Below are 26,679 nucleotides of genomic sequence, written 5' to 3' on the forward strand. Positions count from 1 at the left end.
CACTGTTGGTCACTCGGCGATCACCGAAAAGTAAACATTCGTAAAGAGAAGCCCCCAAAAGCAAGAAAAGGGATCTTTCTGCTTTACATGTACATGATGAATCGGTGAGGGTGGCGACTCGGGGCCCGACAGCCCCCCACGGCGCCCAACAGCGCTGTGCCGTACGGCGGTCGGCGATCCCGGCCGCCCTGTGCAAAGGAACTCAGTGCGTAGACCCCACATACGCCGCGTGGCGATCGCCGTCGCGGTGACGACGGCCGCCACGCTCCCGGGCCCCGCCTTCGCGGCCGCCCCCGACGGGCCCGCCCGCGCGGCGACTTCGGCCGCGTCGCCGGTGGCCGCCGCCAGGGCGGCGGCGTTCGCGCACGCCTCGGCCACCGGTGTCACCCAGGGCGACACGCTTCAGGCCAAGGACGTGATGACGGACCCGGACGGAAAGCAGCACGTCCGCTTCGTCCGCACCCACCAGGGCCTTCCGGTCCTCGGCGGCGACCTGGTCGTCCACCTCGGCGAGCGCGCGCAGTACCTGGGCGTGACCCGGGCCGCCGACCACATGGTCGAACCGTCCACGGTCGAGGCGAAGTTGACGCCCCAGGAGGCGGAGCGCAAGGCCGCGGCGGCCGCGAAGGGCGACGCGGGCAGTGCCCGTCTCGTCGTGGACGCCCGCGACGGCGCCGCCGCGCTCGCCTACCAGGTGCTCGTCAGGGACAGCGACACCACGCAGGCCGGCGGCTCCCGCACGGTCGTCGTGGACGCGCGGTCCGGCCGGATCCGCAGCAGCACCCCGGAGAGCGACGAGTTCATATCGCCGTCGCTGGCGGACACGCTGCGCGAGCGGGGCGAGCACGCGACCCCGCAGACCGGCATGGCGACCGGGCTCTCCGGCCTGACGGGCGTCTCCGCCGCGGGCCACTACCCGGCCACGGCCACCGGGAGCGGAGCCTCCCTCTTCGCGGGCAAGGTGGCGCTCACCACCACCCGGACCGCGCGGACCAGCTACCTCCTCAAGGACCCGAAGCGGTGGAACACCGAGACCCGGGACGCCAAGGGGCAGGAGCTGGAGTCCTTCGCGCGGGGCAAGAAGTTCACCGACGGCGACAACAAGTGGGGCACCGGTACCACTTCGAGTCGGGCCACCGCGGCGGTCGACGCCCAGTACGGCATCACCAAGACCCTGGACTTCTACAAGAAGACCTTCGGCCGCAAGGGCATCAAGAACAACAGCGCCGGTGCCCGGGGAATGGTCCACTTCGGCGACAAGGTCGGCAACGCCTTCTGGGACTCGACGTGCGGCTGCATGCTGTACGGCGACGGCGACGGCCAGTGGTTCAAGAAGCCGCTCGTCGTCCTCGACGTCACCGGTCATGAGCTGACCCACGGCGTCGTCGACGCGACCGCCGCTCTCGAACCCACCCGCGTGGACGAGGACGGCAACCAGTACGGCGAGCCGGGCGCCCTCAACGAGTCGCTCGCCGACGTCTTCGGCTCGAACGTCGAGTTCTCGGCCAACAACCCGAAGAACCCGCCGAACTACCTGGTGGGCGAGAAGCTGGGCCTCGCCCAGAAGTTCCTGCGCCGCCTCGACCACCCGTCCCTCGACCGGCTCGAGGAGGCGATCGACTACTGGTCGCCCGCCGCGTACGACACCGAGGTGCACGCCGGCTCCGGTGTCTCCTCGCACGCGTACTACCTGCTCGCCGAGGGCAGCGGCCGCAAGACGATCGGCGGCGTGACCTACGACTCGCCGACGTACGACGGTTCCCGGGTGTCCGGCATCGGCCGCACCAAGGCCACCGCCATCTTCTACCGGGCGCTGACCCGCTACATGGTCTCCACGACCGACTTCCATGACGCGCGCAAGGCCACGCTCAAGGCCGCCGCCGACATGTACGGGGCGAGCAGCGCCGAGTACAAGGCGGTGGGCAAGGCCTGGGCCGCCGTCAACGTCACCGCCGCCAACACCCCCGCCGCGGGCCACTGACGGACGGACGACGTGAGGGTGCCCCGCCGGGAGGCGGGGCCCCCACGGGTGTCTTCCGGGTCAGTGCTGCTGCGGCTTCTGCGGTGTCGCCTCACTGGGACGTACGACGACGTGGCCCTCGCCCTCCAGCTTCAGCTGAACGGCCTCGCCGGAGCCCCCGCGGATCATCGAGCCGAACGACTGCGAGCGGTGCAGTGAGGTGCGCAGGTGTGCCGTCCAGCCGACGACCGCGTCCGTGTCGACGAACACCGGCTGCTGCTGCGAGACGGGAATCACCAGCGGGTTGCCCTCGCATATCAGTCCCAGGCTGCCGTGACCGGTGAAGACGCTGTTGAACAGGCCGCCGCCGCTGATGCCCGCGCCCTTCACGGTCTTTATCTCGTACGACAACGTGGCGTCGAAGCACAGGATGTTGCGGCCGTTGACCGTGAACACGTCTCCGGGCTCGATGCCCACGATGAAGCAGTTCTGCGCCTCGTGCGCGAACCAGGCCTCGCCCTGCCCGCGGACGGTCATCAGAGGAAGTCCCTCGCCGGTGACCGCGCGCTTGAGCATGCCGCCCACGCCCTGGCCCTTGCGCTCGAACTGGAGATTGCCCCGGTAGGCGACCATCGCGCCCTGGCGCGCGAACATCTCGCCCTGGACGGCGTACTTGATGGACTTGGCGTTCTGGACGGTCATGCCCGGCGCCACCGCGGGCTGCACCATGTGGTCACTGGAAAAGAGATCACTCTTCATGCGGGCATCGTGTCGCGGAGGACGGGGCTCCGCCAGAGGCGTGGCGATCTTGGGACACGTGGTGACGGAGCCGCGACATGCCGAAGGCCGGCCCGGGCCAACCGGGCCGGCCCACAAGGGAGTTGTCAGGCGGCTGCGGACGCGCCGACGTGGCTGTGCAGCCGGTTCACGACCTCGGCGATCTGGGCGGCGACCTCGGCGTCGTCGACCGGGTGCGTCTCCGCGAAGCGGACCACGGAGCCGGGGACGGAGAGCTTGATGTCTTCGAGGACGGTGCCGCCGGCGATGCCCACGGCCTTGCGGGCCTCGTCCTGCGCCCAGACGCCGCCGAACTGGCCGTACGCGGTGCCGACGACGACGACCGGCTTGCCGCTGAAGGCGCCGGCGCCGAACGGGCGGGACAGCCAGTCGATGGCGTTCTTGAGGACGGCCGGGATGGTGCCGTTGTACTCGGGCGAGAAGAACAGGAAGGCGTCGGCCGTGCCGGCCGCCGCGCGGAGCCGGGCAGCGGCGGCAGGGACGCTGCCCTCGACGTCGATGTCCTCGTTGTAGAAGGGGATCTCGGCCAGGCCCTCGAAGAGCTCGACCTCGGCACCCTCCGGGGCGAGCTTGACTGCCGCCTCGGCGAGCTGACGGTTGTGGGAACCGGCGCGCAGGCTGCCGACGAGCGCGAGGATGCGTACGGACATGGATATCTCCCGAAAACTGGAAAAAGCCGACTCGATGAAACACTGCCGCAACAAAGCGGACCAAGGTCCGCTTAACAGGTGTACCACCGAAGCGGACCGCAGTCCAGTTGTCCGCCGGTGACGTTACGCTGGGTTCATGTCCACTCCACTCCCGCCGTTTCCGAAGCGACAGGAATCGTCCGCCGAGGCCGTCCTCATGGAGCTCACCGCCCGCGATGACGCCCCGCTGCGCGCCGACGCCGCCCGCAACCGGGCGCGCCTGCTGGAGGCCGCCGCCCGGCTGGTCGAGGAGCAGGGAGTGGCCAGACTCACGATGGAAGGCGTCGCCACCGCGGCGGCGGTGGGCAAGGGGACGGTCTTCCGGCGCTTCGGCGACCGTACGGGCCTGCTGATGGCCCTGCTCGACCACACCGAGCAGCTCTTCCAGACCGCCTTCATCGGCGGTCCGGCCCCGCTGGGCCCCGGCGCGTCACCGGTGGAGCGCCTGCACGCCTTCGGATGCCACGCCCTGCGCCAGACCTTCGAACAGCTCGACCTCTACCTCGCCGCCGAGCCCGAGGCCACCCGCCGCTTCACCTCCGCGCCGTACCGGGTCCGCTTCATGCACGTGTGCGTGCTGCTGCGCCAGACGGGCTCGGGCACGGCCACGGACATCGAGCTCGTCGCCCAGACCCTGATGGGATACCTGGAGCCCGCCCTGATCAGTCATCTGACCCGCCAGCGCGGCATGTCGCTGGAGCGTCTGGAGTCCGGCTGGCGCGATCTGGTGGACCGGAGCGTGGGCCCGCGCCTCGCCTAGCGCCACCTCCGCGGGCGGGCGGACAATGCGGCCATGGGGCATCGCCTTGAGGACATGAGCGCACCCGCTCGGCTGGCCGGCCCGGACGAGGGCATCAGCGCCCAGGAGCTGGCTCTCGCCGCCCGGAACCACGGACTGCCGCTGGAAGCCCTGCGGTACGAGGTCACACCGCCGGGACTCCACTATGTGCTCACGCACTACGACATCCCGTATACGGAAGAGGCCTCCTGGCGGCTCGTTCTCGGCGGGCGGGTACGGCGCCCGCTGCTGCTCGGGATCGACGAGGTGAAGGCGTATCCCGCGGTCAGACAGCGGGTGACCATGGAGTGCGCGGGCAACGGGCGCGCCCTGCTGACACCCCGGCCGGTGAGCCAGCCATGGCTGGTGGAGGCGGTCGGGACGGCCGAGTGGACGGGCGTGCCGCTGCGGGTGCTGCTCGCCGAGGCCGGGGTCGGACGGGACGCGGTGGACGTGGTGTTCACCGGCGCGGATCACGGGGTCGAGCGCGGGATCGAGCAGGACTACCAGCGAGCCCTTCCGCTGGACGTGGCGCGGGGCGACGAGCCCGAGGTCCTGGTGGCGTACGCGATGAACGGTGCTCCGCTGCCGCCCCAGCACGGGCATCCCCTTCGGCTCGTGGTACCCGGCTGGTACGGCATGGCGCACGTGAAGTGGCTGCGCGAGATCACGGTGACCGAGACGCCGTTCCGGGGATTCCAGCAGGCTGTGGCGTACCGGCTGCGGCAGGAGGCCGGTGAGGAGGGCGAACCGGTCACCCGGATCGCCCCGCGCGCCCTGATGGTCCCGCCGGGCTTCCCCGACTTCATGTCGCGGTCGCGGGCGGTCCGGCCGGGCGCCGTCACCCTGGAGGGGCGGGCCTGGTCCGGGCGCGCGCCGGTGACCGGGGTCGAGGTCAGCACGGACGACGGGCGCTCCTGGTCTCCGGCCGAACTGGACCGCGATGACGCCCATCGCTGGGCCTGGCATCCCTGGCGCTTCAGCTGGACGGCGACCCCGGGTCACCATGTGCTCAGCGCGCGCGCCACCGACGCCGAGGGGCACACGCAGCCCCTCGACCAGCCGTGGAACAGAGGCGGCTTCGTGAACAACCTCGTGCAGCGGGTCCCCGTGCTGTGCGTGGACCCCGACGGCGGTGGGTGATGCCGGCGACCCGCAGGTGACGCCTGCGGGCGACCGGATGCGATCCCGACGAGGATCTGTGACGGGACGGGGCATGACGGGACGGGAACGGGAACGGGGGCGGCGGTTCTCGCCCCGGACACCGCGCCCCCGCTCCCGTTCCCCTCGGAACGTCCGTCAGCTGAACGGATCCAGCGTGACGAACGCCGCCTGCGGATTGCCGTCGTGGACCAGGGACTCGTGGTTGCCGACGTCGTCGAACGCGAACGCGTAGGCCTTGCCGTCGGCCATCTGCGCGTGGATCTTGCGGGCGTACTGGTTGGTCACCGTGTCCACGTAGAAGTTCGCGGAACCGGTGTCCGGCTGGTTGGGGTTGGTCAGCAGCGTGGAGCGGTTGAAGCCCGCGCACAGGGTGCGTGAAATCGGGCCGCGCACCAGGTCGTTGGGCGCGTCGAGCCGCTTGTAGCAGCCGAAGATGCTGTCCGAGTCGGGCTTCTGGAAGCTGGTGACGACCGCTCCGGAGCTGTTGGTGAAGTTCATGACGTTGCCGGAGACCCGGCCGAAGTACTTGGTGTTCGGCTGGTCGCCGAAGGGTGTCACCGTCAGCGTCGACGAACTGTACTTCTGCCAGACGCGGTTGACGTAGTCGTCCATGACGGTGGCCGGGAGCGCGCCCGCCTCGATGCCGTGCCCAGGAGCGAGCGCCCGCAGAACGGTTCCGTCGGACCGGGTCTGGATCAGGTTGGCCCAGCCGCCCGGCTGACCCCGCAGCGCGTTGAAGAAGCCGTTGTAGCCACCCGGCTTGAGGTGGCCGGTGTTCTTCGTGGTCCCGTCGGGGAGCTTGACTCCGACGGCGTACGGGGCCGAGAACATGTCGACCTGGGTGCTGTTGATCCACAGGCCGGAGTCGTTGAGCGTGTACTCGGACCAGTTGAACAGGATGTTGCGGTTCGGGTCGCTCGGATTCTGCACGGCCGGCTGCACGAGACCGCCGGTCGTCAGCCGGAAGTCGAGCTTCTGCCCGAACGAGAAGTAGATCCGTCCGGAGAACTTGGGGAGCCGGATCGTCTTCGACTGGCCGTTGGCCGGTCCCGCGATCGACGCGTCGGGCGCGGGAGTCGGCGGGTTGCCGCCGACGGGCCACGCGTGGAAGGTGCCGTTCGCGTCGGCCCAGCCCTGCTGCCCCGTCGAGAGCTGGGTGCCGAGGTCGTAGATGTATACGGGTTCGCTGCGGCCCGAGTTGTTGGTGAAGGTGAGCGGGATGGTCGTCGGTACCGCCGCCTCGGCGCGGGAGGGCGCGCCGAAGGTGAGCAATGCGGCCGTGAGCGTGGCCGAGGCCAGCGCCCAAGCGGGCCATCTGGTTGTTACGCGCACTCTCTGCCTCCTTGATGTGGGGGTTCAGCGAGGTGGAGTCCCGCGGACGCGGCTCGTCCGCTTCCTGTTGAGAGCGCTCTCAGAATTGCGCCAGGTTACGTACATGTCAACGATTCACACAAACTTGGTCCGGTCCAACTTGCTTGCGCCGAGGGCGGGTTCGCGCGGAAGCGGGCTGCGCGCGCCGGCCGAGGCATCGGCGGAGCCCCTGCGGCGGACGACCACCGCGGGCCTGCGCCGGGTCGGGCGGCACCCCCTGATCCGCGCGGCGATCGTGCTGACCGCCGTCGGCGACCTCCCCTTCCAGGCGCTCTCGCCGATCCTCGTCGCCCCGGGGCGCGCGACCGGCACGGCACGGGCCCTGTCCTGGGGGCATGCGCCTGACCTCCCTCGGCGCCGGCCACCTGCTCACCAGGCTCGGGTCGGTCGGCTCCGTGGGGGTGCTCGCCGCGGTCGCACTCGCCATGGCGGTCGCCGCCACCGTCGGCCCGTCCGTGCGGAACGCCCCGCCGCTCCCCGCGTCCGGTGACCCGGACTGCCCCGCCGTCAGTCGCTCCCTCGATCTGGCACGTGTCGGGGGCGGTTCGGCCGCGCGCATCGCCAACGGCCCCTTTTCGGAGCGGGGGTTGACCGTGCGAGCCCCGCACTGGTTCAGTGGCTCATCCACTCAGCCACTTGCCCGGAGGGGGAAACGTGGAGGCTCTGCCCCGCGAGACCATCGTGGACGTCCTGGAGGACAGGCTGCGGACGGACATACTCGACGGCCGTCATCCGGCGGGGAGTTACCTTCCCCCCGAGCGACGGCTCGCCGACGGGTACGGCGTCACACGCACCACGCTCAAGCACGCCTTCGGACGGCTCGTCCAGGCGGGACTGCTGGAGACCCGGCACGGAGTGGGGACCCGCGTGCGGGACTACGCCCGGCTCGGCGGGGCGGATCTCCTGCCCATGCTGGTGCGGCACGACGCCACCTGGGTGCACGAGGTCTTCGAAGTGCGGCGCGGAGTGGGCGCGTTGATCGCCGAACGGGCCGCCGCCCGCGGCACCCGCGCACAGCGGGCCGAGCTGAGCGCACTGCTCGCGGCCGTGCGGCGGGCCGAGGGCGTCGACGCCGTGCAGCTCGCCGACGTGGAGGTGCACCGCGCGCTGGCGCGGGCCACCGGCAACCGCGTCTACGTCCTGCTCACGAACACGCTCTTCAACGCCTACCTGCCGGTCCGCTCCCTGCTGAAGGGACCCTTCACCGACCCGGAGGCGGCCCACGAACGGCTCCGGCCCGTGGTCGACGCCGTGACCTCCGGGGACGCGCGGCAGGCGCACGCGGCGGCCGACACCTATCTGCGGGTCACCGAGGCCATCATGCTGGAGGGCCTCGCGTGAGGGGCACCGTGTTCACGGAGACGATGCTCGGCACGGTCCGCCTCGACGGCGAGCCGGGGGAGCGGCGCGTCCGGCTCGACCTGCGCGCCACCGCCGACCGGGTACTGCTCCCGCATCGGACGACACAGGCACGCCTCACCGGCCGGGCCCGGATCGCCGGACGTGCCGACGACCCCTGCGCCGAGGGCGAGTTGGAGGTGTCGCCGATCGCCAGGCGACGCATCCGCTATCGCCTCACCTTCACCGCCGACGGGCGCCGCCTCACCCTGGACGGCTGGAAGTCGGTGACCCCGCGCCGCCCGGTCGCGTCGATGACGGTGCTGCCGTTCACCCTGTACGAGGGCGACGCACGGGTCGGCGAGGGCGTCCTGCGCTTCCCGGTGGCCACCGGCCTCGCGCCCTTCCTGCTCGGCTTCCGCTTCCCGCGCCGCGAGGACCCCGCGGAACACATGGCCCCGCGATGGAACGGCGCCCCGGGCCGCACCGAGGTCTGGTACACCACCCTCACCGACCCGGCGAGCGGCACCGGAGTCTGGCTGCACCACGAACTCGTCGCACCCGCCGACGGATCCGAGCCCTTCGCCCATGGATGGGCCGCGGTGTTCCCCCGCCAGGGCGAGGTACGGCATGCCCGCTTCGGACCCGTCCCCTGGACCCGGCCGAGCGACGGATTCGCCACCGAGGACGTGACGTGTACCCCCGGGCAACTGACGGGCAGTGCGGAGGACTTCCGCTGGCAGCTCACCGAACGACCCCAGGGACCGCCGCTGTTCACCTTCCCTCGCTGGTCATGGCGCCACCCCCTGCTGCCCGCCGCCCAGATGCTCCCGGCCGCCCGCGCCACGTACGACGGTGAATTCTCTTACGGGGAGACGACCTTGAACCTTCGCGACGCAGCCGGCGCCTCCGCCCGGATCTACGGGCACGGCAACGCGCACCGGTGGACCTGGCTGCACGCGGACCTCGGCGACGGCGACGTCCTGGAGATCGTCGCGGCCGTGTCCACCCGGCCGGCCCTGCGGCGGCTGCCCCCACTCGTCTTCCTGCGCCTGCGCCGGCGTGGCCGCACCTGGCCGCGGCGGCCGGAGCGCTCCGCGATCGGCCGGCCGGGACCCGGACGCTTCCGGGCCGCCATCGGCCTGCCCACGTGGACGGTCACCGGCCGCACGGCGCTGCGCCGCATCCGCGTAGAGGTCGACCAGCCCCCGGAGCGGACCCTCACGCTCGAGTACCGCGACCCGGACGGCGCCCGCGCCGTGTGCCGCAACAGCGAGTCCGCCGACGCCCGCGTCGTCCTGGAACGCTGGTGGGGACACTGGCGTCCGGAGGCCACCTGGGTGCTGGACGGCACCGCGCACGCCGAGGCGGGCGAACGATGACCGCCGAGGGGTTCGTCGCAGCGCTGCTCGCCGACACGGGCGACACCGAGTGGTCCGCCCGTGTGCCGCACCGCCTCGACTCGGTGCTCGCCGCACTGCCCCGGGCCGCCCGCGCCGGAGTGCACACCGCCGTCGCCGCCGTGGAGACGTACACCGCCCTGCGCACCGGCAGACGCCTGGCGGCCCTCGGCCCCGACGAACGCGAGGACGTGCTCGCCGCCCTGGCCGCGCGCCCCCGGCTCGCCCCGCTGCTGGACCTCCTCAAGGTTCCCGTCCTGCTGGCCGCGGGCACCGAACGCATGCCGGCCCCGCCCGCTCCCGCGACGGCGCCGGTGGATCCGCCCCTCGACTGCACACCGGCCGAGGAGTGGCCCGCCCGCAGCACCGCCGACGTGGTCGTCGTCGGGTCGGGAGCGGGCGGCGCGATGGCAGCGCGGACCTTCGCACGGGCCGGCCTGAGCGTGGTCGTCCTGGAGGAGGGCCGGCACCACTCGACGGCATCCTTCGGACGCCGCGCGCCCCTCGACCGGTTCGCCGAGCTGTACCGCGACGGCGGGGCCACGGTGGCCGTCGGCGATCCGCCGATCCTGCTGCCGGTCGGCCGTGCCGTCGGCGGCACCACCGTGGTCAACTCCGGCACCTGCTACCGGACTCCGGACCACGTCCGGCGGCGCTGGAGCGGCGAGTTCGGGTTCGGCCTCGCCGAGGGACTCGGGCCCCTGCTCGACGAGGTCGAGCGGACCCTCCGGGTGGCGACCCAGCCCCTCGACGTCCTCGGCAACAACGGGCTGCTCACTCTCGTCGGTGCCGAACGGCTCGGCTGGCGGGCCGCCCCGCTGCGCCGCAACGCGCCCGGCTGCAAGGGGTCGTGCCAGTGTGTGGTGGGCTGCCCCACCGGCGCGAAACAGAGCGTGCAGCTGTCCGTCCTGCCCGACGCCTGCGCCGCGGGCGCCCGGATCGTCACGGGTGCCCGGGTCCGCCGCATCCTGCTGGACCCGGACGTGCCGGGCCCGCCCAACGCCGCCGGGATCCTGGCACGCCGCCCCGACGGCAGCGAACTGGAGATCCTCAGCCCCCTCGTCGTGACAGCGGCCGGAACCCTCCAGACACCACCCCTGCTGCGCCGCTCGGGCCTCGGCGGACATCCCCGCCTGGGCCGCAACCTCAGCGTGCACCCGGCCACCAGCGTCGCCGGCCGCTTCGCCGAGCCGGTGACCGCCTCGCGCGGCGTGCTGCAGAGCGTCGGCGTCGAGGAACTTCACGCGCGCGGGATCCTCGTCGAGGCGACCGCGAGCCCGCCCGGCATGAGCAGCTTCGTCCTGCCCGGCCTCGGCAGGGACCTACGGCGCGAACTGGAGGGCGCCGACCACCTTGCGACCCTCGGTGCCATGATCGCCGACCGCCCCTCCGGACAGGTCCGGGGCCGGGACCGGACCCTCGTCCGCTACGACCTCGACCCCCGCGACGGCGACCGCCTGATGACCGCCGTACGCGCCATGGGCCGCCTGCTCTTCGCGGCCGGGGCGGAGGAAGTCCTCACCGGAGTCCCGACCGCGCCCCGCGCCAGGTCGCTCGACGCGCTCGACGACCTGCTCGCCTCGGTGCGCGCCCGCGATCTGCACCTGTCGGCCTTCCACCCGACCGGCACGGTGGCCGCGGGCGCCGATCCGCAGCGGGCGCCCGCCGATCCCGAGGGCAGGCTCCGCGGGGTCCACGGAGTCCTCGTGGCGGACGGCTCCGTCCTGCCGAGCTGCCCGGAGGTCAACCCGCAGCTGAGCATCATGGCGGCGGCCCTGGCCATCTCGGAGGCGTGGCTCGGCGGAGCACGGCACGGGTGCTGAGCCGCCGCGCACCACCCCAATGGGCCTCCAAGGTTCGCCGTCGCCGGGTGTGACCCGGAGCATGAGGGAGTCCGTACGGCAGGAAGTGGACGAGCACCCGTGCCCCGTACGGGAGAAAGAGGCGAGCCCCCATGAGCAGACGCGTCCCCCACGGCCGAAGCGGACCACGGCGCATCGCTGTCCTGCTGTCCGCGATCGCGTGCGGCTCCGTTCTCGTCTCGTGCAGCTCGGACAGCGGCGACGGCGGTTCGGGATCCGCCAGCCCGCGGCCCACCCCGCCGAACGCGTCGAACTTCACGGGTACGCCGCCGTCCGCCATCGCCTCGGCCGCCTCCTCGATCATCGAGTCGGCGACCGGGCGGGCGTCATCGGCGGCGGCCTCCGTCTCCGCCAGAGCGTCGGAGTTCGCCGCGTCGGTCTCCGCCGACACCGCCCGCGCCGCCGTCACCGCGGAGAAGCAGCTGAAAGACGTCAAGGGAAGCGGCAACGCGACGTCGGACGTCAGCATGACCGGCCTGCCCACGGCGGAGACCGGCGGTCTGCGCGCCGTGGTCGTCACCATCACCAACAAGACCGACAAGACGGCTTCGTACGCCGTCCAGGTCGACTTCAAGAACCCCGACGGCAAGGTCGTGGAGACGTCCTTCGTCGGGAAGGAGAACCTCGAGCCGGGCAAGAAGGCGCAGCCGGTCGTGATCAGCAGGCAGCCCGCGGAGCCTCAGCTCACCCCCGTGCTGGCCAAGGCCCAGCGCTACTGAACGCGAGGCAACGCAAGGCAACGCGGGCGACGGCCGGCGCCGTCGCCCCGGGGAGCCCGGCCTCGTGTCGAGAGCGGGCTCCGCGGAAGCGGGGCCCCCGAGGAGGGCCACCGGGAACGGTCAGGGATACGAGACCACCGTGGACGGCACGGTGGAGGTGCCCGAGGTGGGGGCGCCCGTGTCGTTGATGACGCGCTCGTACTGTCCGTTGCCGCCCAGTGAGACGACCAGCAGATCGTGGAACTTCACGCCCGGCCTGTTCGGCGCCGCGAAGCCGTGGTGCTGGACGATCGTCGGAGCGACGTTGTAGTAGCAGTAGCTGCCCAGGCCCCAACCCTCGTGGGTGGTCACGGAGTCGGCGACCTTGTAGGCCGCGTACCCCTTGATGCTCCCGTTCTGGATGGCGGCCTGGTTCGGCGCGTCGTACGCCTTCTCGTTCTGGAAGAAGATGGTGCGGCCCCGCTGGCCGTACCACTGCACGTCGTACTTGTTGAAGTGCTCGACGAAGAGCCCCGTGGCCAGGACGTCGTCACCGTTGACGCGGATGCCGTAGTCCGGCCGGTTGGTCTCCCAGCCGACGCCGGTGCCGTGGTCGGCCCGCCACACCCAGGTGTGGTCGATGATCGTGTGGCGGCTGTTGATGACCATGCTGGTCGTCGCCTTGCCCGCGCCGGCCCCGCCGATGCGCACGAACACGTCCTGCACGGTGGTCGGGTTGGCCGAGTGGTCCGCGGACGCGCCCGCCGGGCCGACCTCCAGGAGGGTGCTGGAGTTGACGGGCCCGGCGTCGATCAGGAAGCCGGCGAGCCGGACTCCGTCGACGTCGGCCGTTCGCAGCGCGGTGACGCCGTTGTCCGGGATCAGCGTGGCGTAGCCGAGGCCGAGGACGACGGTGCCCGCGCGGTTGACCCGGATCGGCTGGTCCAGGTGGTAGATCCCCGGCGTCAGCAGCAGGTGGAGACCCTGCGTGAGTGCCGCGTTCAGCGTGGCGGCGGTGACTCCGGGCCTGGCCACGTAGAACTGGCTGAGCGGCAGCGACGAGCCGCGCGGGGTGCCGCTGCCCCAGCTCGTGCCGCGCGCGTTCGTGCGCTTCTCCGGCAGGAACACCCGGTACTCGCCGCCGTTGAGATACAGGAAGGGCTTCTCGCGGGACACCGGTGTGGTGTCGAGTTCGCCGAATCCGCGGAGACCCGCAGCCAGGTACTGGCCGACCTCCGGCAGGGCAGCGCGGACGGCGCGCTCGTCGTCTCCACCCACGCCGACGACCCGCTGCCCGCGCTGCTCGCCGACGCGGGTCTGCCCGCCGTCCTCTTCGCCTGGCCCTCCCGTCCCGTGCCGCTCAGCTATGTCGATCTCGCCCACCGTGACGGGGCGCGGCTGGCGGCCGAGCACCTGCTGAACCGGGGCTGCCGGAAGATCGTCACCGTCACCGGGCCGCTGGGCGTGGCCGCGAGCCAGGACCGGCTCGCCGGGTTCCGCGACACGATGGCCCGCAGGGGACATCCGTACGTACCGGTCGCCGAGGGCGGCTTCACCCTGGACAGCGGCATGGCGGCCATGTCCGGACTGCTGTCCGAACACCCTGACGTGGACGGGGTGTTCGCCGCCAACGACCTGATGGCCCAGGGCGTGTGCCAGGTGCTGCGGGAGCGGGGCAGAAGCGTGCCGGACGACGTGGCGGTCGTCGGCTTCGACGACTCCAGCGTGGCCGTGACCTGCCGGCCACCGCTGACCACCGTGCGGCAGCCGGTCGAGGAGATGGCCGCGGCCTTGGCCGGTCTCCTCGACGAGCACATCCGGGGCGTGCGCACCGAACCCACATCGCTGATCTTCGATCCGGAACTCGTGGTCCGCGCGTCGGCGTAGGCGCGCTGCCGCCAGACCGGTCCGCGCGTTCTCCGGCGCCGGTGACGGACACTGGACCCGTCAGGACGGACGAACCACGGCCGGGCAGGCGGGCCGGCGACGGAAGGCAGGCGCATGACCCACCCGATCACCGTGGGCGTGGACGGATCACCCGAGAGCAGGGCGGCGTTGGCCTGGGGGGGCCGGGAAGCCGTCCGCCGAGGCGTGCCCCTGCGGGTGGTGTACGCCTGGCACTGGCCCCCGCACGACATGGTCGGCGGTGGCGACCGGGAGGAGCAGGCACTCGGGGCACGCGAGATGACCGAGGACGCGGCCCGCTCGTTCACCGACCGGCACGGCGATCTGCCGGTGACGGCCGACGTGCTCGACGGCGACGCGGTGGAGGCCCTGCTGGCCGTCGCGGCCGAGAGCGGGACCCTCGTCCTCGGATCGCGCGGATACGGCGCGTTCATCGGATTCCTGCTCGGCTCCGTCGGGCAGCGGGTGATCTCCGAGGCACCCTGCCCGGTCGTGCTGGTGCGCGCGGAGGACCGGCCCGAGGCGGAGGCGGCGGGCCGGGAGATCGTCGTCGGCCAGCAGGGCGGTCCGGAGGACGGTGCCGCGGGTCTCCGGTTCGCGTTCGAGACCGCGGCGGCCCGTGGCGCGACGGTGCGGGCCGTACGGGCCTGGAGTCTGCCGCCGGTGTTCGCCTACAGCCCTGGCTCGCTGAAGCTGCTGGACGAGGCCGGCGGCCTGGAGCCGTACGAGAAGAAGGCGCTGGCCGAGGCGCTCCAGCCGTGGCGGGAACGCTTCCCCGGGGTGCCCGTCGTCGAGCACGTCGAGATGGGCAGCGCGGGGCAGGTCCTGCTGTCGCTCTCCGGCCAGGCGCAGCTGATGATCGTCGGGCGCCGGGCCGAGCGCTCGGCGGTCGGTGTGCGGATCGGTTCGGTGGCCCACGCGGTGATCCACCACGCGCCCTGCCCCGTGGCGGTGGTTCCGCACTCCTGAGGACCCGTCGGGACGCGGCCGGTGCGGAACCGGCCGCGTTCAAGTCCCGAAGGCATGCACGGCGCCGAGGCCGGTCCGGACCAATCTTGACGTGAAGTATTGACGATGTCATGACGCTCGGGTTGACTCCCCGCCCAGCGCCGGAACCAGTTCCGGTACCGGTACCGGACCAGCCGCGCGCACCCGCGATCCCCTTGCGCCGGTAGGCAGTTGTGGCCGTGACCATCGCCGATGTGGCCCAGGCTGCCGGCATCAGCAGGACGACCGTGTCGCGGATGCTGAACCCCCGCGGGGAGGTCGACGCGTCGACGTTCGCACGGGTTCGGCGGGTCATCGTGCATGTCGAGCACCTCGCGCACCGGTGGGACCCGGCGCGCACTCGCTCGCCCACGCACATCAGCACGGACCGGCACCCCCAACTCCCCTCAGGAGAGCCGCATGCCATCCCGCACCCGCCGTACGCTGATGACCGCCCTCGCCACTCTTTCCGCCGTGTCGCTGTTCTCCGCGGGCCCGGCGCTGGCGGGCCCGCCGCCCGACTCCTCGGCCGCCGCGGCCGCCGACGCCGGCTGGGACACCGACCGTGCCGCGGCCGCCTACGCCGCGAACCCCGCCGCCGTGACCGCGTCGGGCAGCGAGAACGGCGGCACCACGCCGGGACTCGCCTTCGACGGCGACGCCACGACCCGCTGGTCCAGCCAGTTCGCCGACGACGCCTGGATCCGCGTCGACCTGGGCGCCGTCCTGCGCGTCGACCGTGTCTCCCTCGACTGGGAGGCCGCCTACGGCAAGCGCTATGTCCTGGAGGTCTCCAGGAACGGGACCGATTGGACGCCGTTCTTCACCGAGACCGCCGGCACCGGAGGCTCGGTCACCGCCCACACCTATCCGCAGGAGGTCATCGGCCGCTACGTCCGGCTGCGCGGTGTCGAACGGGCCACGCCGTACGGCTACTCGCTGTACTCCTTCAAGGTCTACGGCGGCGCACCCGCTCCCGCGTCGACCACCCGTTCCAACCTCGCCCTCAACCACCCCGCCTACTCCAACCTGTACCAGCACGCGGGCAATTCACCCGCCTTCGCCACCGACGGCGGATGGCCCGCCGACCTCAGGGGCGACGCGACCCGCTGGTCCAGTGACTGGAACGCCGACCGCTGGATCTCCGTCGACCTGGGCGCGACCTCGGCCATCGACACCGTCGACCTGTACTGGGAGGCCGCCTACGCCGTCGACTACGAGCTCCAGGTCTCCGACGACAACAGAACCTGGCGCACCGTCCACCGGCCGTCCGCGGCCGAGGTCGCCGCACGCCGTGCCGACGTCAAGGCCCCGGGAGACGCGGCGGGCCGCCACGACACCGTCACGCTGCCCCGGTCCACGACGGGCCGCTATGTGCGGATGCTCGGCAAGGAACGCCGCTCCTTCTACAACCCGGCGCCGGCGACGGCCCAATTCGGCTATCCCTGTACGAGTTCCAGGTCTGGGGCACGGGAGGCAGCGCCACCGCCGCGTACCCCGCACTGCCCGGAGAGCAGACGGGGAGCTATCAGACCGCGTTCTTCGACGACTTCACGGGCGCGAGCCTCGACCGCTCCAAGCGGCGTGTCGTCAGGACGGGTTCGGAGATGGGGCCGGTCAACGGCGAATCCCAGGCGTACGTCGACTCCACCGACAACATCAGCACCCAGAACGGAAACCTCGTCCTGAAGGCCACGTACTGCAAGGGCTGCACCCATCCGGGCGGCGGTACCTACGACTTCACCTCGGGGCGCGTCGACACCGACACCAAATTCGACTTCACCTACGGCCGGGTCAGCGCCCGGATGAGGCTCCCGGTCGGGGACGGCTTCTGGCCCGCCTTCTGGCTGCTCGGCAGCAACGTCGACGATCCCTCGGTCTCCTGGCCGGCGTCCGGCGAGACGGACATCATGGAGAACATCGGCTACGCGGACTGGACCAGCACGGCCCTGCACGGCCCGGGTTGCTCGGCCGACGGCAACATCGGCGCCCGCCAGACCTACCCCGCCGGGGGCCGCGCCGACCAGTGGCACACGTACGCCGCGGAATGGACCCCGACGGCCATGCGCTTCTCCGTCGACGGCGCCCTGGTCCAGGAGACGACCCGCAACAAGATGGAGTCCACCCGGGGTCAGTGGGTCTTCGACCACAACCAGTACGTCATCCTCAACCTCGCCCTCGGGGGTGCCTATCCGGCGGGCCGGAACAAGGTCACGACGCCGTACTGGGGGCTGCCCCTGTCGAGCGTCGACCGGGTGGCCGCCGGGGGAGTCCAGGCCGAGATCGACTGGGTGCGCGTCGAGCAGAAGAGGTGAGGCGGGCCCCGGGCCGGGCGCGGCGCTAGGTGTTGTCGGCCCGGGACATCCGCAGGGCGAGATCCTGGAGAAGGTCGGCCGTCTTGACGTCGCTGCGACCCGAGTCGTGGAGATCGGCGAGTTCGGAGAAGAGGAACGCGAAGGCGCCCACCAGCGAGATCGTGGCGGGCAGATAGGCGTCCGCGACCGCCTGCCCGGCCTCCGCCGGGCCGGCGTCGCCGGGCACCTCGACGCGCGGGAACACCTCGGTGACGAGCGCGCCCAGGTTGTTCTCGGCCGACTCGACCCCGTCCTCCTCGTCCTGGGCGATCCTGCGCACCATGGCGTTGGTCTCGGTGAGCACGCCGATGGCGCGCAGGATGATCTCCGTCTGTTCCATGCTGTGAGCCTAAACGGGCGAAGGCCCGCTGTGACCGGGATCTTGGTCTCGGGATGGTAGACAGGGCCCATGAACGACATCTCCCGCTCCCGCCAGGCCGGCGCGCGATGACCGCAGGCATCGACACCCCCGACCGCCGGGGCCGTACCGGACTCGACCGGGTGGGCCGTGACCTGACCGGCAACCCCCGGGTCAAGATCCGCGACGTACAACTCCTTTCGTGCCACTGGTACGTGGAACGCACCACCACCTTCGACCTCCAGCTCGCCGACGGAACCTGGAGCACCCAGGAGCGCGAGACCCACGACCGCGGCAACGGGGCGACCCTTCTGCTGTACGACGCCGACCGCGAAACCGTGCTGCTGACCAGGCAGTTCCGCTATCCCGCGTATGTCAACGGGCACCCGGACGGCATGCTGACCGAGACCCCGGGCGGCCTCCTCGACGAGGAGGACGAGCACCCCGAGGTCGCCGTGCGACGGGAGGTCATCGAGGAGACCGGGCACACCGTCGGCGCGGTCGAGCACGTCTTCGACGTCTATATGAGTCCGGGCTCGGTCACCGAGCGGGTGAGCTTCTACGCCGCCTCCTACGGCTCGTCGACCCGCACCCACGAGGGAGGCGGACTCGACGAGGAGGGCGAGGACATCGAGATCGTCGAACTGCCCTTCCGTGACGCCCTGGCGATGATCCGCACCGGGGAGATCGCCGACGCCAAGACCATCATGCTGCTGCAGTGGGCCGCCTTGGAAGGCCCCTTCAAGAAGGCTTGACCTAGAGAGCACTTCACGTTCCAGACTCCTGTTCAGGCCCGGGGACTTCGGGCCCGAACGGGAGGGAACACCATGCGGTACCGCACGATCGGCACGGATCCGAGGACTCGTCGCGAGGTGAGCGTGCTCGCGCTCGGCGCGATGCTGTTCGGCTCACTGACCGACGAGAAGACCTCCTTCGCCGTCCTCGACCGCTATGTCGAGGCCGGAGGCACCTTCATCGACACGTCCGACAACTACGCCTTCTGGACCGACGGCGGCCAGGGCGGCCAGAGCGAGGAACTGCTCGGACGCTGGCGGCGCAGCCGGGGCATCGGCGACGAGATCGTCCTCGCGACCAAGCTGGGAGCACGCCCGCTGGCCCCCGGGACCAGCTACGAGGACAACCCCGAAGGGCTGTCCGCCAAGGTGATCCGCGAGGCGGCCGAGCGGAGCCGGGAACGCCTCGGCGTGGAGAGGATCGATCTCCTGTACGCGCACATCGAGGACCGCACCGTCGCGCCGGGCGAGACCGTCGGGGCGTTCGCCGAACTCGTCGAGGAAGGCAGTGTCGGACTGCTCGGCGTGAGCAACCACGCCGTCTGGCGCGTGGAACGGGCCCGTGCCCTCGCCGCCGCGGCCGGTCTGCCCGGCTACGAGGTCCTCCAGTACCACCACAGTCTTCTGCGTCCCCGCTCCGACATACCGAGCGGCCTCTTCCCCGAGGGCGGTCTCGGAGCGGCGACCGGGGAACTCGTCAGCTATCTGGGCGCCGAGCCCGGTCTGACCCTGGTCGCCTACTCGCCGCTGCTGGGCGGCGGATACGGACGGCCGGACAAGCCGCTGCCGTCCGACTACGACCACCCGGGGAACGCCGTCCGGCTCGCCGTGCTCCGGGAGGTGGCGAGGGAGACGGGGGCGACCATGAACCAGGTGGTGCTCGCCTGGCAGATCGGCGGCGAGCTGCCGGTGATCCCGCTGGCCGGTGCGTCCTCGGTGGCCCAGCTGGAGGAGAACCTGGCCGCGGTGGACCTGGAACTGACCCGGGACCAGCGCGCCCGCCTCGACGCGGCCCACTGACACCCTCCGGGCGGGGACGGCCGAGAGCGATCCGAGCAGCACCGCCTAGTGGTTCTCACCGTCGATGGGTGTCCAGCGGGTGGTGAGCAGCAGGGCGATGTCGTCGGGCCGCTCGTTGGCCTGCCGGGCCTCCGCGGTGAGCAGATCGGCGGCGCGGGACAGAGAAGGGCCACCCGGCAGCAGGCGCTGCGGGGGGCCCGCCCGGGCCAGGGTCGCGCGGAGCGCTTCGACGCCCTCGTCGATGTCCGTTCCGGGCCGCTCGACCAGACCGTCCGTGTAGAGGGCCAGCACGGCGTCGGGCTCCAGCATCAGATCCGTCACGGGGTAGTCGGCCTGCGGATCCACGCCGAGCACCACGCCGCCGGGCAGGTCCAGGACCTCGGTGCGGCCGTCGGGATGGCGCAGCAGCGGCTGCGGATGCCCGGCCCGCGCGGCCCGGGCGAAACCCGTGAGCGGGTTGACCCGGACATAGCAGCAACTCGCGAACTGGCCCGGGTCGAGGTCGATGAGCAGCCGGTTGGTGCCGCTCATCACCTCGTCCGGAGGATGGTCTCCGAGCGCGAACGCCCGGACAGCACTGCGCAGTTGACCCATGGTGGCCGCGGCCTGGACACCGTGTCCCTGTACGTCGCCGATGACGAGGGCGAGTCCGTCGCCGGCCTCGACGACGTCGTACCAGTCGCCCCCCACGTCCATGCCGACGGTGCCGGGCAGATACCGGCCCGCGGTCTGTACCAGGGGATGCGCCGACAGCCGGTGCGGCAGCAGAGCCTCCTGGAGCCCGCGGGCGAGGGCCGCCTCGCTGTCGTAGCGCCGCGCCCGCTCCAGGGACTGCGCGATCAGACCGGCGAGCGCGGTGAGGACCGTGCGCTCCTCGGTGCTGAAGCTGCGGGGCCGGTCGAAGCCGAGGATGCAGGAGCCGACCGGGCGCCCGGAGGCGATCAGCGGCAGGAAGGCCCGGGCGCCGACCGTGGCGTCCAGGGCGATGCCCGGATAGGCGGCGGCCAGCTGTTCCATCGACTCGAAGAAGAGCGGCCGGCCGCTGGTGAGCGCCTCGACCCCGGGCAGTTTGGCGTCCAGGCCCACGCCGTCGAAGGGGGCGAGGAATCCCTGCGGGAAGCCGGTCTCCCAGGCCAGGTAGAGCCGCCGGTCCTGGAGCAGATAGATGGCGAGGCGGCGGCTGCCGAACGCGGGCAGCAGCTCGCGCATCACCACCTCGGACACCTGCCGTGCCGTGACGGCCTCGGTCAGCGCGATCGCGAGGACGATGGGTCGGTACAGCGGCGCCGTGGTCGGGACACCGCTGTCGGGCTCGTCGAGGCCGGCCCCGAGAGCCCGCGCCGCCTCCGCCTCGAAGGGGGCGTTCCCGGTGGCCTCCGCGGCCCGCCCCAGCGGCATGATCTTGCAGGTCACACCGCCGGGGCCGGGATACACGGAGAAGCTCAGCCAGGTCCCCGCCGGGCGTCCCGAAATGGTCTCGGTGCCGTTGCCCAGCGGGCTCCGGGCGCGGAAGTGCACCGGGTCGGGCGAGAGCAGCGCGCCCCGCAGGTGATCCTCGTACGCGGGGCCGTCCATCCACGGCACCACGTCCCACAGCAGCCGCCCCATCAGTTCGGCGCGCGGGCGGCCGAGCAGTTCGGCGGCGCGTGGATTGGCGTAGGTGATGAGCCCGAGCCGGTCGAGGGCGAAGACGCCTTCCGGGAGCTGGTCGGCCGCCCCGTCCGCCGCGGGTCCCGGCCCCGGGTCGACGAGCGCGCCGCTGACCCGGTGCGGCGGGACGCCCGCGGCACCCGAGGTCCACAGTTCGAGGAGCCGCAGGCCGCCGCTGCTCGTGCGGACCGGCAGCGGATGGGGCGGCGGCCGGCCGGCGGCGGTCTCGCGCAGGGCGGCCAGCAGCAGCCGGGGTTCGTCGTGGGCCACCGCGTCGGCGAGTGCCTCGGGCGTTCCCGCGAAGTCGTCCCGGGGGATCCCGAGCAGGGCCCACAGGGCGTCGTCCGCGATCATGGTGTTGTCGACCGGATCCCAGGTGAAGCCGCCGACGCACCGGGTGGACGGGCCGTCGGCCGGTGGCCGAGTGCCCAGCGGTTCCGCGTCCCACAGGACTGAGGATCCCTGCCTGTCCAGCGTCGCCAGACGCGCTCCGAGCTCCGCCGCCACCGCTGTCATCCGGTCGCGGTCCGGCAGGACCTCGGTCTCGTCCGAGGCCGGCGGGCGCAGCACGGAGAGCACGCCGTACGCGGTCGAGTCGCCCACGACCGGCACGTACAGCGACCCGAACTGGAACGGCAGCCCCGCCGCGAGCTGCGGGTAGCGGCGCATCGTGTCCGCCGGATCGGCGAGCAGCACCTCCACACCGAGCCGATGGGCGTCCGCGACCGGAAACGGCCGGTCCATGTGCATACGCCACCAGGGGCGGAAGAGGGGTCCCGGCAGTCCCGCGAGCACGGCGAGACGCAGCAGCCCGGGCGTGGTGGAGCGCAGGTAGACGCCGCCCGCGAAGCCGCGGGCGGCCCGGATCGCGTCCGTCACCGCGTCACTGAGCAGGGCGGCCAGGCTGTCCAGCGCCTGGTCCTCACGCTCGGCGCTCCCTGTCATCGATCTGCCCTCGTCCGCCCGCCGCCAGGGGGGTAACACAGCAAGAATGCGCCTCTCAGGGCGTTGACCGCACCTCGACGTCCTCCGCGGCACCAGGACGTGAGGCCATTCTTCCCGGCCGCGCCCGGATGTGCCCAGCGCGAACCTACCGGGTCGGGGAGGTTCAGGAGCTGTCCGTGAGCGAATGATTCAGGAAGCCGGTCCGCGGACGAGCGTCTCCGCGGCGACGGCCGCCACGGCCTCGGCCATCGCGCCGAGCGCGGGGAAGTCGAGCTTCCACTGCTGCCAGAAGAGCGGGACGTCGACGCCCCGGCCCGGCAGGAGATGGAGCAGCCTCCCGGCGCGCAGCAGCGGTTCGGCCTGGACCTCGGGCACCATGCCCCAGCCCATTCCGGCCGCGACGGCGTCGACGAACCCCTCGGACGTGGGGACGAAGTGGCGCAGCGCGCTCGCTCCGGGACCGCCGGTCAGGGCGCGGACGAAATCGTCCTGGAAGTCGTCGTTCCGGTCGAAGGCCACCACCGGGGCGGAGCCGATCACGTCGCGCAGAGGTGTGCCGGTCGTGGTGCCGAGCCACCGCTCGGCACAGCCGGGGCTCGCGACCGGCAGGTAGCGCATCCGCCCGAGGGCACGGACGGAACAGCCGGCCACGGGGTCGGGCGACGACGTCACCGCCGCCATCACCGCTCCCTCGCGCAGCAGGGCGGCCGTGTGGTCCTCGTCCTCGCGGCGCAGTTCGAAGCAGAGCCGAAGCTCCTCGGGCACGCGGGTGAGCGCGGGCAGGAACCAGGTGGCCAGCGAGTCGGCGTTCACCGCGATCGACAGCCTCGTGGGCTCCCCTGATCCGGACATGCCGAGCTCGGCATGCGCGTCGCGCTCCAGCCGGGCGAGCCGACGCGCGAAACGCACCACGATCTCGCCGGACTCGGTCGGCCCCACCGGCTTCGTCCGCATCAGCAGGACCCGGCCGGTGCGCTGTTCGAGTGACTTCACTCGCTGGCTCACCGCCGACGGCGTCACATGGAGCGCCGCGGCCGCCGCGTCGAAGGTGCCCTCGTCGACCACGGCCAGCAGGGTGCGCACCTGGTCGAGGGGGAGTTCCGTCATCACGAACGCTAACGATACGTAAGAATCTTTAGCTGTACTCCCGACGATCCGCTTTCTAGCGTCGAGGCATGACAGACGCCCTCACCACCGCGGTCGCCGGATTCGGCACCGGCCTCTCCCTCATCGTCGCCATCGGCGCCCAGAACGCCTTCGTCCTGCGCCAGGGCATCCGCAGGGACGCGGTCCTCGCCGTGGTGGGCATCTGCGCGCTGTCCGACGCGGCACTCATCGCGCTCGGGGTCGGCGGGGTCGGCGCGGTGGTGGTGGCCTGGCCCGCCGCGCTCACCGCGGTCGGGCTGATCGGCGGCTGCTTCCTCGTCGGCTACGGGGTCCTCGCCGCCCGGCGGGTGATGAAGCCCTCGGCCCTGCGGGCGGCGACCGTGTCGACGGGCTCCTGGCGCCGTGCCGTCCTCACCTGCCTCGCCCTGACGTGGCTCAACCCGCACGTCTACCTGGACACCGTGTTCCTGCTCGGCTCGCTCGCGGCCGACCGCGGATCGCTGCGCTGGACCTTCGGGCTGGGCGCGGCGCTCGCCAGCCTGTGCTGGTTCGCGGCCCTCGGGTTCGGTGCCCGGCTGCTCGGCCGCTTCCTGGCCCGGCCCGCATCCTGGCGTGTGCTGGACGGCCTGGTCGCGACGACGATGATCGCGATGGGCGCCGCGCTGATCGCGGGCGCCTGAGCCGTCGTACACCGTCGTACGGCTGATCCGCGAGCCCGGCACGCCCGTCCGGCACCTCCGCCGCCCGATGCTCCACGCCCCGCCCGATGCTCCCTGTGCCAATCCGGTCCCCGGGGGACACGCGCCCCTGACGCTCGGTCATAGTGATCCCTGAATCGAAAGATGTATCGAGCAACCAGGATGAGCGTGGACACGAGCGAGAGCAGTACGGACAGCGGCGCCGCGGAGCGGGACGGGAGCGCCGGACCCGACAGGGCCGGCCGCTCCGGATGGCGTCGCTGGGCCATGGACACCCGGCCGCTGCGCCGCCCCGCCTACCGCCGGCTGTGGTCGTCGACCGCCGTCACGGCCGTGGGCAGCCAGCTCACCGCGGTCGCAGTGCCCAAGCAGATCTACGACATCACCGGCTCCTCGGCCTGGGTCGGCTACGCGAGCCTCGCCGGACTGCTGCCCCTGGTGGTCTTCGCCCTGTGGGGCGGCGCGATCGCCGACAGCATGGACCGCCGCAAGCTGCTGCTTGTCACCAATATCGGTATAGCCGCCACTTCGCTGCTCTTCTGGGTCCAGGCCGTCACCGAACGGGAGTCGGTGCCCGTCCTGATGGTCCTGCTCGCCGTGCAGCAGGCGTTCTTCGGCCTCAACTCCCCGGCCCGCAGCGCGTCCATCGCCCGGCTCGTCCCGGCGGACGAACTGCCCGCCGCCAACGCGCTCGGCGCCACCGTCATGCAGACCGGCTCCGTGGCCGGGCCGATGCTCGCCGGCGCGCTCATCCCCCTCATCGGGCTGCCCGAGCTCTATCTGATCGACGCCCTCGCGCTGACCGTCACCGTGTGGGCCGTCCTGCGGCTCCCCGCGCTGCCCCCCCTCAAGGGATCGGCCTCCCGGCGGGCGGGCCTGCGCGAAGTGGTGGCCGGCTTCCGCTACATCGCCCTGCACAAGGTCCTGTTGCTGTCCTTCCTCGCCGACATCATCGCCATGGTCCTCGGCATGCCGCGCGCCCTGTTCCCGCAGCTCGCGGCCGAGACGTACGCCTCCTACCGCGAAGGTCTGGCGCTCGGGCTGCTGTTCGCGGCGATCCCCGTCGGCGCGGTCGTCGGCGGACTCATGTCGGGCACGTTCTCCCGCGTCCGCCGGCACGGTCTGATGGTCGTCGTCGCCGTCGCGGCCTGGGGCGCGGCCATCACCGGCTTCGGACTCAGCCGCAGCCTGTGGATGGCCGTGGCGTTCCTGGCCCTGGCGGGAGTCGCCGACATGGTCTCCATGGTCTTCCGCGGGGCCATCCTGCTGTCCGCCGCCACCGACGAGATGCGCGGGCGTCTCCAGGGCGTGTTCACCGTGGTCGTCGTGGGCGGCCCGCGCGTCGCCGACGTCCTGCACGGCACGGCCGGATCGGCCTTCGGCGCACCCGCCGCGGTGGCCGGTGGCGGCCTGCTGGTGATCGTGGCGGTGCTGGGGCTCGCCTTGGCCACACCGGCCCTGAGGCGTTACACAATCTGAATACGGAAACGACCATGGTGGTTCTAGAGTGACCGCCATGGGGGACACGCGACCTACCTCGGAATTCCACGCGCACAACATCAGCGCGGACAGTACGGCCCGGCTGGTGGGCGCCCTGGATGCGCAGGACGTCAACGACGGCGTACAGCGCCTGCGTTCCTGGGCGCACGCCGCCCTCGGAGTGCGGCCCGGAGAGCGGGCGCTCGACATCGGCGCGGGCACCGGCTCGCAGACCCGGCGTCTCGCGGCAGCCGTGGGTGCCCGGGGCAGGGTGCTCGGCATCGAACCGAACTCCGGCCTGCGGACGGTGGCCGAGCAGCGCGCGATCGAGGAGCGCAGCGCGGCCCGCTTCGCGGACGGCGACGCCCTAGCCCTGCCGCTGCCCGATGCCACGGTCGACGTGGTCTGGTGCGAACGCGTTCTCCAGCACCTGGTCGAACCGGAGAAGGCCGTCTTCGAGATAGCGCGCGTGCTGCGCCCCGGCGGGCGGGTCGCCCTGCTGGACACCGACTGGGCGACCACGATCCTGCACCCCGGCGACCCCGAGACGGTCGCCGCGCTCACCTCCGGCGCGCTGTCCGCGGCCGCCGACCCGTACTCCGGACGCAAGCTGGTGGGGCGGCTGACGGGTGCCGGGCTGGTCATCGACGACCGTGGATCGCAGGCCCTGCTCCAGGAACACACCTCGGTCGCCTGGCCGCTCATCCGCATGCTGGGTGATTCGGCGCTGAAGCGCGGACTCATCGGTGAGACACAGCGCGACCGCCTCTACGAGGACCTCACGGAGGCGGCGCGGCAGGGCGGCCTGCACATGTCCGTGACGATGTTCGGGGCCGTGGCGCACCGTCCGGAATGATCCGGAATACAATGGGATAGCCGTCGCTGACGGGCTAGTACGCAAATTTCCCCTGGTATTGGGGGTACGCGAACACCATGAACACCGCGAGCTATGACCTGATCGCAGCCAGTTCGACGTTGAACGCGGGCGCCGCCTTCATCGGCGGCCTCGTCATCGCAGGCGCGCTCGTCTGGGCCGTCCGCATGGGCATCAGGGTGCGGCGCCTGGAATCGCCCCCGCCCACTGCCGAGGAGCAGCCCAGGCTGCCCGACGGCGGGGCGGTGCACGAGGAACGGGAGATGCGCGAACCCGACGAGGTTCCGCACGCCGCGAACGAGAGCGAACGGCTGATGCCGTACAACATGCACTCCGCGAGCACCAAACACGCCGACGACCAGCATCGCAAGCGCTGGCAACCGGGATCGAGCGGCTCCTTCGGCAGCGGCGGCCCCGGCAGGACCTGACCTGACCGGGACGCGAAGGAGC

At 72.0% G+C, this 26,679-nt stretch carries 22 protein-coding genes and 2 pseudogenes; 17 read left to right on the top strand and 7 right to left on the bottom strand.

Going from position 1 to position 26,679, the window contains the following annotated elements; genetic code table 11:
- The first annotated feature begins 205 nt into the window (after nucleotides 1-205).
- Nucleotides 206-1,981, top strand: coding sequence for a M4 family metallopeptidase (locus tag ACFWBT_RS07015; RefSeq protein ID WP_385696911.1), 1,776 nt, complete (start codon nucleotides 206-208; stop codon nucleotides 1,979-1,981).
- 60 nt (nucleotides 1,982-2,041) lie between these two features.
- Here the strand turns inward: ACFWBT_RS07015 and ACFWBT_RS07020 are convergent, their stop codons facing one another.
- The gene (locus tag ACFWBT_RS07020) at nucleotides 2,042-2,719 is read right to left on the bottom strand and encodes an AIM24 family protein (protein WP_266755159.1); all 678 of its coding nucleotides are present in this window, start codon (nucleotides 2,717-2,719) and stop codon (nucleotides 2,042-2,044) included.
- Between the two features lie 125 nt (nucleotides 2,720-2,844).
- The gene (locus ACFWBT_RS07025) at nucleotides 2,845-3,408 is read right to left on the bottom strand and encodes an NAD(P)H-dependent oxidoreductase (protein WP_385696914.1); all 564 of its coding nucleotides are present in this window, start codon (nucleotides 3,406-3,408) and stop codon (nucleotides 2,845-2,847) included.
- A gap of 136 nt (nucleotides 3,409-3,544) precedes the next feature.
- On the opposite strand from ACFWBT_RS07025, the gene ACFWBT_RS07030 reads away from it, so the two are divergent.
- Nucleotides 3,545-4,207, top strand: coding sequence for a TetR/AcrR family transcriptional regulator (locus tag ACFWBT_RS07030; RefSeq protein WP_385696917.1), 663 nt, complete (start codon nucleotides 3,545-3,547; stop codon nucleotides 4,205-4,207).
- Between the two features lie 33 nt (nucleotides 4,208-4,240).
- Complete coding sequence (locus ACFWBT_RS07035) at nucleotides 4,241-5,368, top strand: sulfite oxidase (protein ID WP_385696918.1); 1,128 nt, start codon at nucleotides 4,241-4,243, stop codon at nucleotides 5,366-5,368.
- A 156-nt stretch (nucleotides 5,369-5,524) separates the two neighbouring features.
- Here ACFWBT_RS07035 and ACFWBT_RS07040 read toward each other — a convergent pair whose 3' ends face one another.
- The gene (locus tag ACFWBT_RS07040; protein ID WP_385696920.1) at nucleotides 5,525-6,721 is read right to left on the bottom strand and encodes a glycoside hydrolase family 64 protein; all 1,197 of its coding nucleotides are present in this window, start codon (nucleotides 6,719-6,721) and stop codon (nucleotides 5,525-5,527) included.
- 693 nt (nucleotides 6,722-7,414) lie between these two features.
- Here ACFWBT_RS07040 and ACFWBT_RS07045 point away from each other — a divergent pair.
- The 4 genes from ACFWBT_RS07045 to ACFWBT_RS07060 all read left to right on the top strand — a co-directional run bounded on the left by ACFWBT_RS07045 (nucleotide 7,415) and on the right by ACFWBT_RS07060 (nucleotide 12,079).
- Nucleotides 7,415-8,101, top strand: a complete 687-nt coding sequence (locus ACFWBT_RS07045) for a FadR/GntR family transcriptional regulator (protein ID WP_385696922.1) — start codon at nucleotides 7,415-7,417, stop codon at nucleotides 8,099-8,101.
- Nucleotides 8,098-9,480 (top strand): hypothetical protein, encoded by a 1,383-nt coding sequence (locus tag ACFWBT_RS07050; RefSeq protein ID WP_385696925.1) that lies wholly within the window; start codon nucleotides 8,098-8,100, stop codon nucleotides 9,478-9,480. The genes ACFWBT_RS07045 and ACFWBT_RS07050 overlap by 4 nt, the downstream gene beginning before the upstream one ends.
- Entirely contained in the window at nucleotides 9,477-11,321 is a 1,845-nt protein-coding gene (locus ACFWBT_RS07055; RefSeq protein ID WP_385696928.1) for a GMC family oxidoreductase N-terminal domain-containing protein, read from the top strand. Before ACFWBT_RS07050 ends, ACFWBT_RS07055 begins: the two co-directional genes overlap by 4 nt.
- Nucleotides 11,322-11,452: 131 nt before the next feature.
- On the top strand, nucleotides 11,453-12,079 hold the full coding sequence (locus ACFWBT_RS07060) for a hypothetical protein (protein ID WP_385696931.1): 627 nt from the start codon (nucleotides 11,453-11,455) through the stop codon (nucleotides 12,077-12,079).
- A gap of 120 nt (nucleotides 12,080-12,199) precedes the next feature.
- Here ACFWBT_RS07060 and ACFWBT_RS07065 read toward each other — a convergent pair whose 3' ends face one another.
- Entirely contained in the window at nucleotides 12,200-12,727 is a 528-nt protein-coding gene (locus ACFWBT_RS07065; protein WP_385696934.1) for a hypothetical protein, read from the bottom strand.
- A gap of 51 nt (nucleotides 12,728-12,778) precedes the next feature.
- Here ACFWBT_RS07065 and ACFWBT_RS07070 point away from each other — a divergent pair, with 51 nt between their 5' ends.
- From ACFWBT_RS07070 to ACFWBT_RS07085, 4 genes and pseudogenes are all read left to right on the top strand, one after another.
- The gene (locus ACFWBT_RS07070; protein ID WP_385696956.1) at nucleotides 12,779-13,945 is read left to right on the top strand and encodes a LacI family DNA-binding transcriptional regulator; all 1,167 of its coding nucleotides are present in this window, start codon (nucleotides 12,779-12,781) and stop codon (nucleotides 13,943-13,945) included.
- A 114-nt stretch (nucleotides 13,946-14,059) separates the two neighbouring features.
- Nucleotides 14,060-14,932, top strand: coding sequence for a universal stress protein (locus tag ACFWBT_RS07075; RefSeq protein WP_385696936.1), 873 nt, complete (start codon nucleotides 14,060-14,062; stop codon nucleotides 14,930-14,932).
- Between the two features lie 212 nt (nucleotides 14,933-15,144).
- Nucleotides 15,145-15,285 (top strand): annotated as a pseudogene (locus ACFWBT_RS07080) (LacI family DNA-binding transcriptional regulator); the annotation flags it as partial.
- A gap of 85 nt (nucleotides 15,286-15,370) precedes the next feature.
- Nucleotides 15,371-17,265 (top strand): annotated as a pseudogene (locus tag ACFWBT_RS07085) (discoidin domain-containing protein).
- 25 nt (nucleotides 17,266-17,290) lie between these two features.
- Here ACFWBT_RS07085 and ACFWBT_RS07090 read toward each other — a convergent pair.
- Nucleotides 17,291-17,644, bottom strand: coding sequence for a hypothetical protein (locus ACFWBT_RS07090; protein WP_356470823.1), 354 nt, complete (start codon nucleotides 17,642-17,644; stop codon nucleotides 17,291-17,293).
- 107 nt (nucleotides 17,645-17,751) lie between these two features.
- Here ACFWBT_RS07090 and ACFWBT_RS07095 point away from each other — a divergent pair, with 107 nt between their 5' ends.
- Both ACFWBT_RS07095 and ACFWBT_RS07100 read left to right on the top strand, forming a co-directional pair.
- Nucleotides 17,752-18,417, top strand: a complete 666-nt coding sequence (locus ACFWBT_RS07095; RefSeq protein ID WP_385696939.1) for an NUDIX domain-containing protein — start codon at nucleotides 17,752-17,754, stop codon at nucleotides 18,415-18,417.
- 72 nt (nucleotides 18,418-18,489) lie between these two features.
- On the top strand, nucleotides 18,490-19,476 hold the full coding sequence (locus tag ACFWBT_RS07100; protein ID WP_385696941.1) for an aldo/keto reductase: 987 nt from the start codon (nucleotides 18,490-18,492) through the stop codon (nucleotides 19,474-19,476).
- Between the two features lie 45 nt (nucleotides 19,477-19,521).
- Here the strand turns inward: ACFWBT_RS07100 and ACFWBT_RS07105 are convergent, their stop codons facing one another.
- Nucleotides 19,522-22,071: a SpoIIE family protein phosphatase gene (locus tag ACFWBT_RS07105; RefSeq protein WP_385696944.1), complete on the bottom strand. Its 2,550-nt coding sequence runs from the start codon at nucleotides 22,069-22,071 to the stop codon at nucleotides 19,522-19,524.
- 189 nt (nucleotides 22,072-22,260) lie between these two features.
- The gene (locus ACFWBT_RS07110; protein ID WP_385696946.1) at nucleotides 22,261-23,181 is read right to left on the bottom strand and encodes a LysR family transcriptional regulator ArgP; all 921 of its coding nucleotides are present in this window, start codon (nucleotides 23,179-23,181) and stop codon (nucleotides 22,261-22,263) included.
- A 65-nt stretch (nucleotides 23,182-23,246) separates the two neighbouring features.
- Between ACFWBT_RS07110 and ACFWBT_RS07115 the strand changes: the two genes are divergently transcribed.
- From ACFWBT_RS07115 to ACFWBT_RS07130, 4 genes are all read left to right on the top strand, one after another.
- The gene (locus tag ACFWBT_RS07115) at nucleotides 23,247-23,858 is read left to right on the top strand and encodes a LysE/ArgO family amino acid transporter (RefSeq protein ID WP_266755125.1); all 612 of its coding nucleotides are present in this window, start codon (nucleotides 23,247-23,249) and stop codon (nucleotides 23,856-23,858) included.
- A 162-nt stretch (nucleotides 23,859-24,020) separates the two neighbouring features.
- On the top strand, nucleotides 24,021-25,355 hold the full coding sequence (locus ACFWBT_RS07120; RefSeq protein ID WP_385696948.1) for an MFS transporter: 1,335 nt from the start codon (nucleotides 24,021-24,023) through the stop codon (nucleotides 25,353-25,355).
- 37 nt (nucleotides 25,356-25,392) lie between these two features.
- Nucleotides 25,393-26,211 (top strand): methyltransferase domain-containing protein, encoded by an 819-nt coding sequence (locus tag ACFWBT_RS07125; protein WP_385696950.1) that lies wholly within the window; start codon nucleotides 25,393-25,395, stop codon nucleotides 26,209-26,211.
- A 77-nt stretch (nucleotides 26,212-26,288) separates the two neighbouring features.
- Nucleotides 26,289-26,657: a DUF6479 family protein gene (locus tag ACFWBT_RS07130; RefSeq protein ID WP_385696951.1), complete on the top strand. Its 369-nt coding sequence runs from the start codon at nucleotides 26,289-26,291 to the stop codon at nucleotides 26,655-26,657.
- Nucleotides 26,658-26,679: the final 22 nt, after the last annotated feature.

Origin of the sequence: Streptomyces sp. NPDC060027 (genome assembly GCF_042737005.1) — a bacterium.
Lineage (GTDB): Bacteria > Actinomycetota > Actinomycetes > Streptomycetales > Streptomycetaceae > Streptomyces.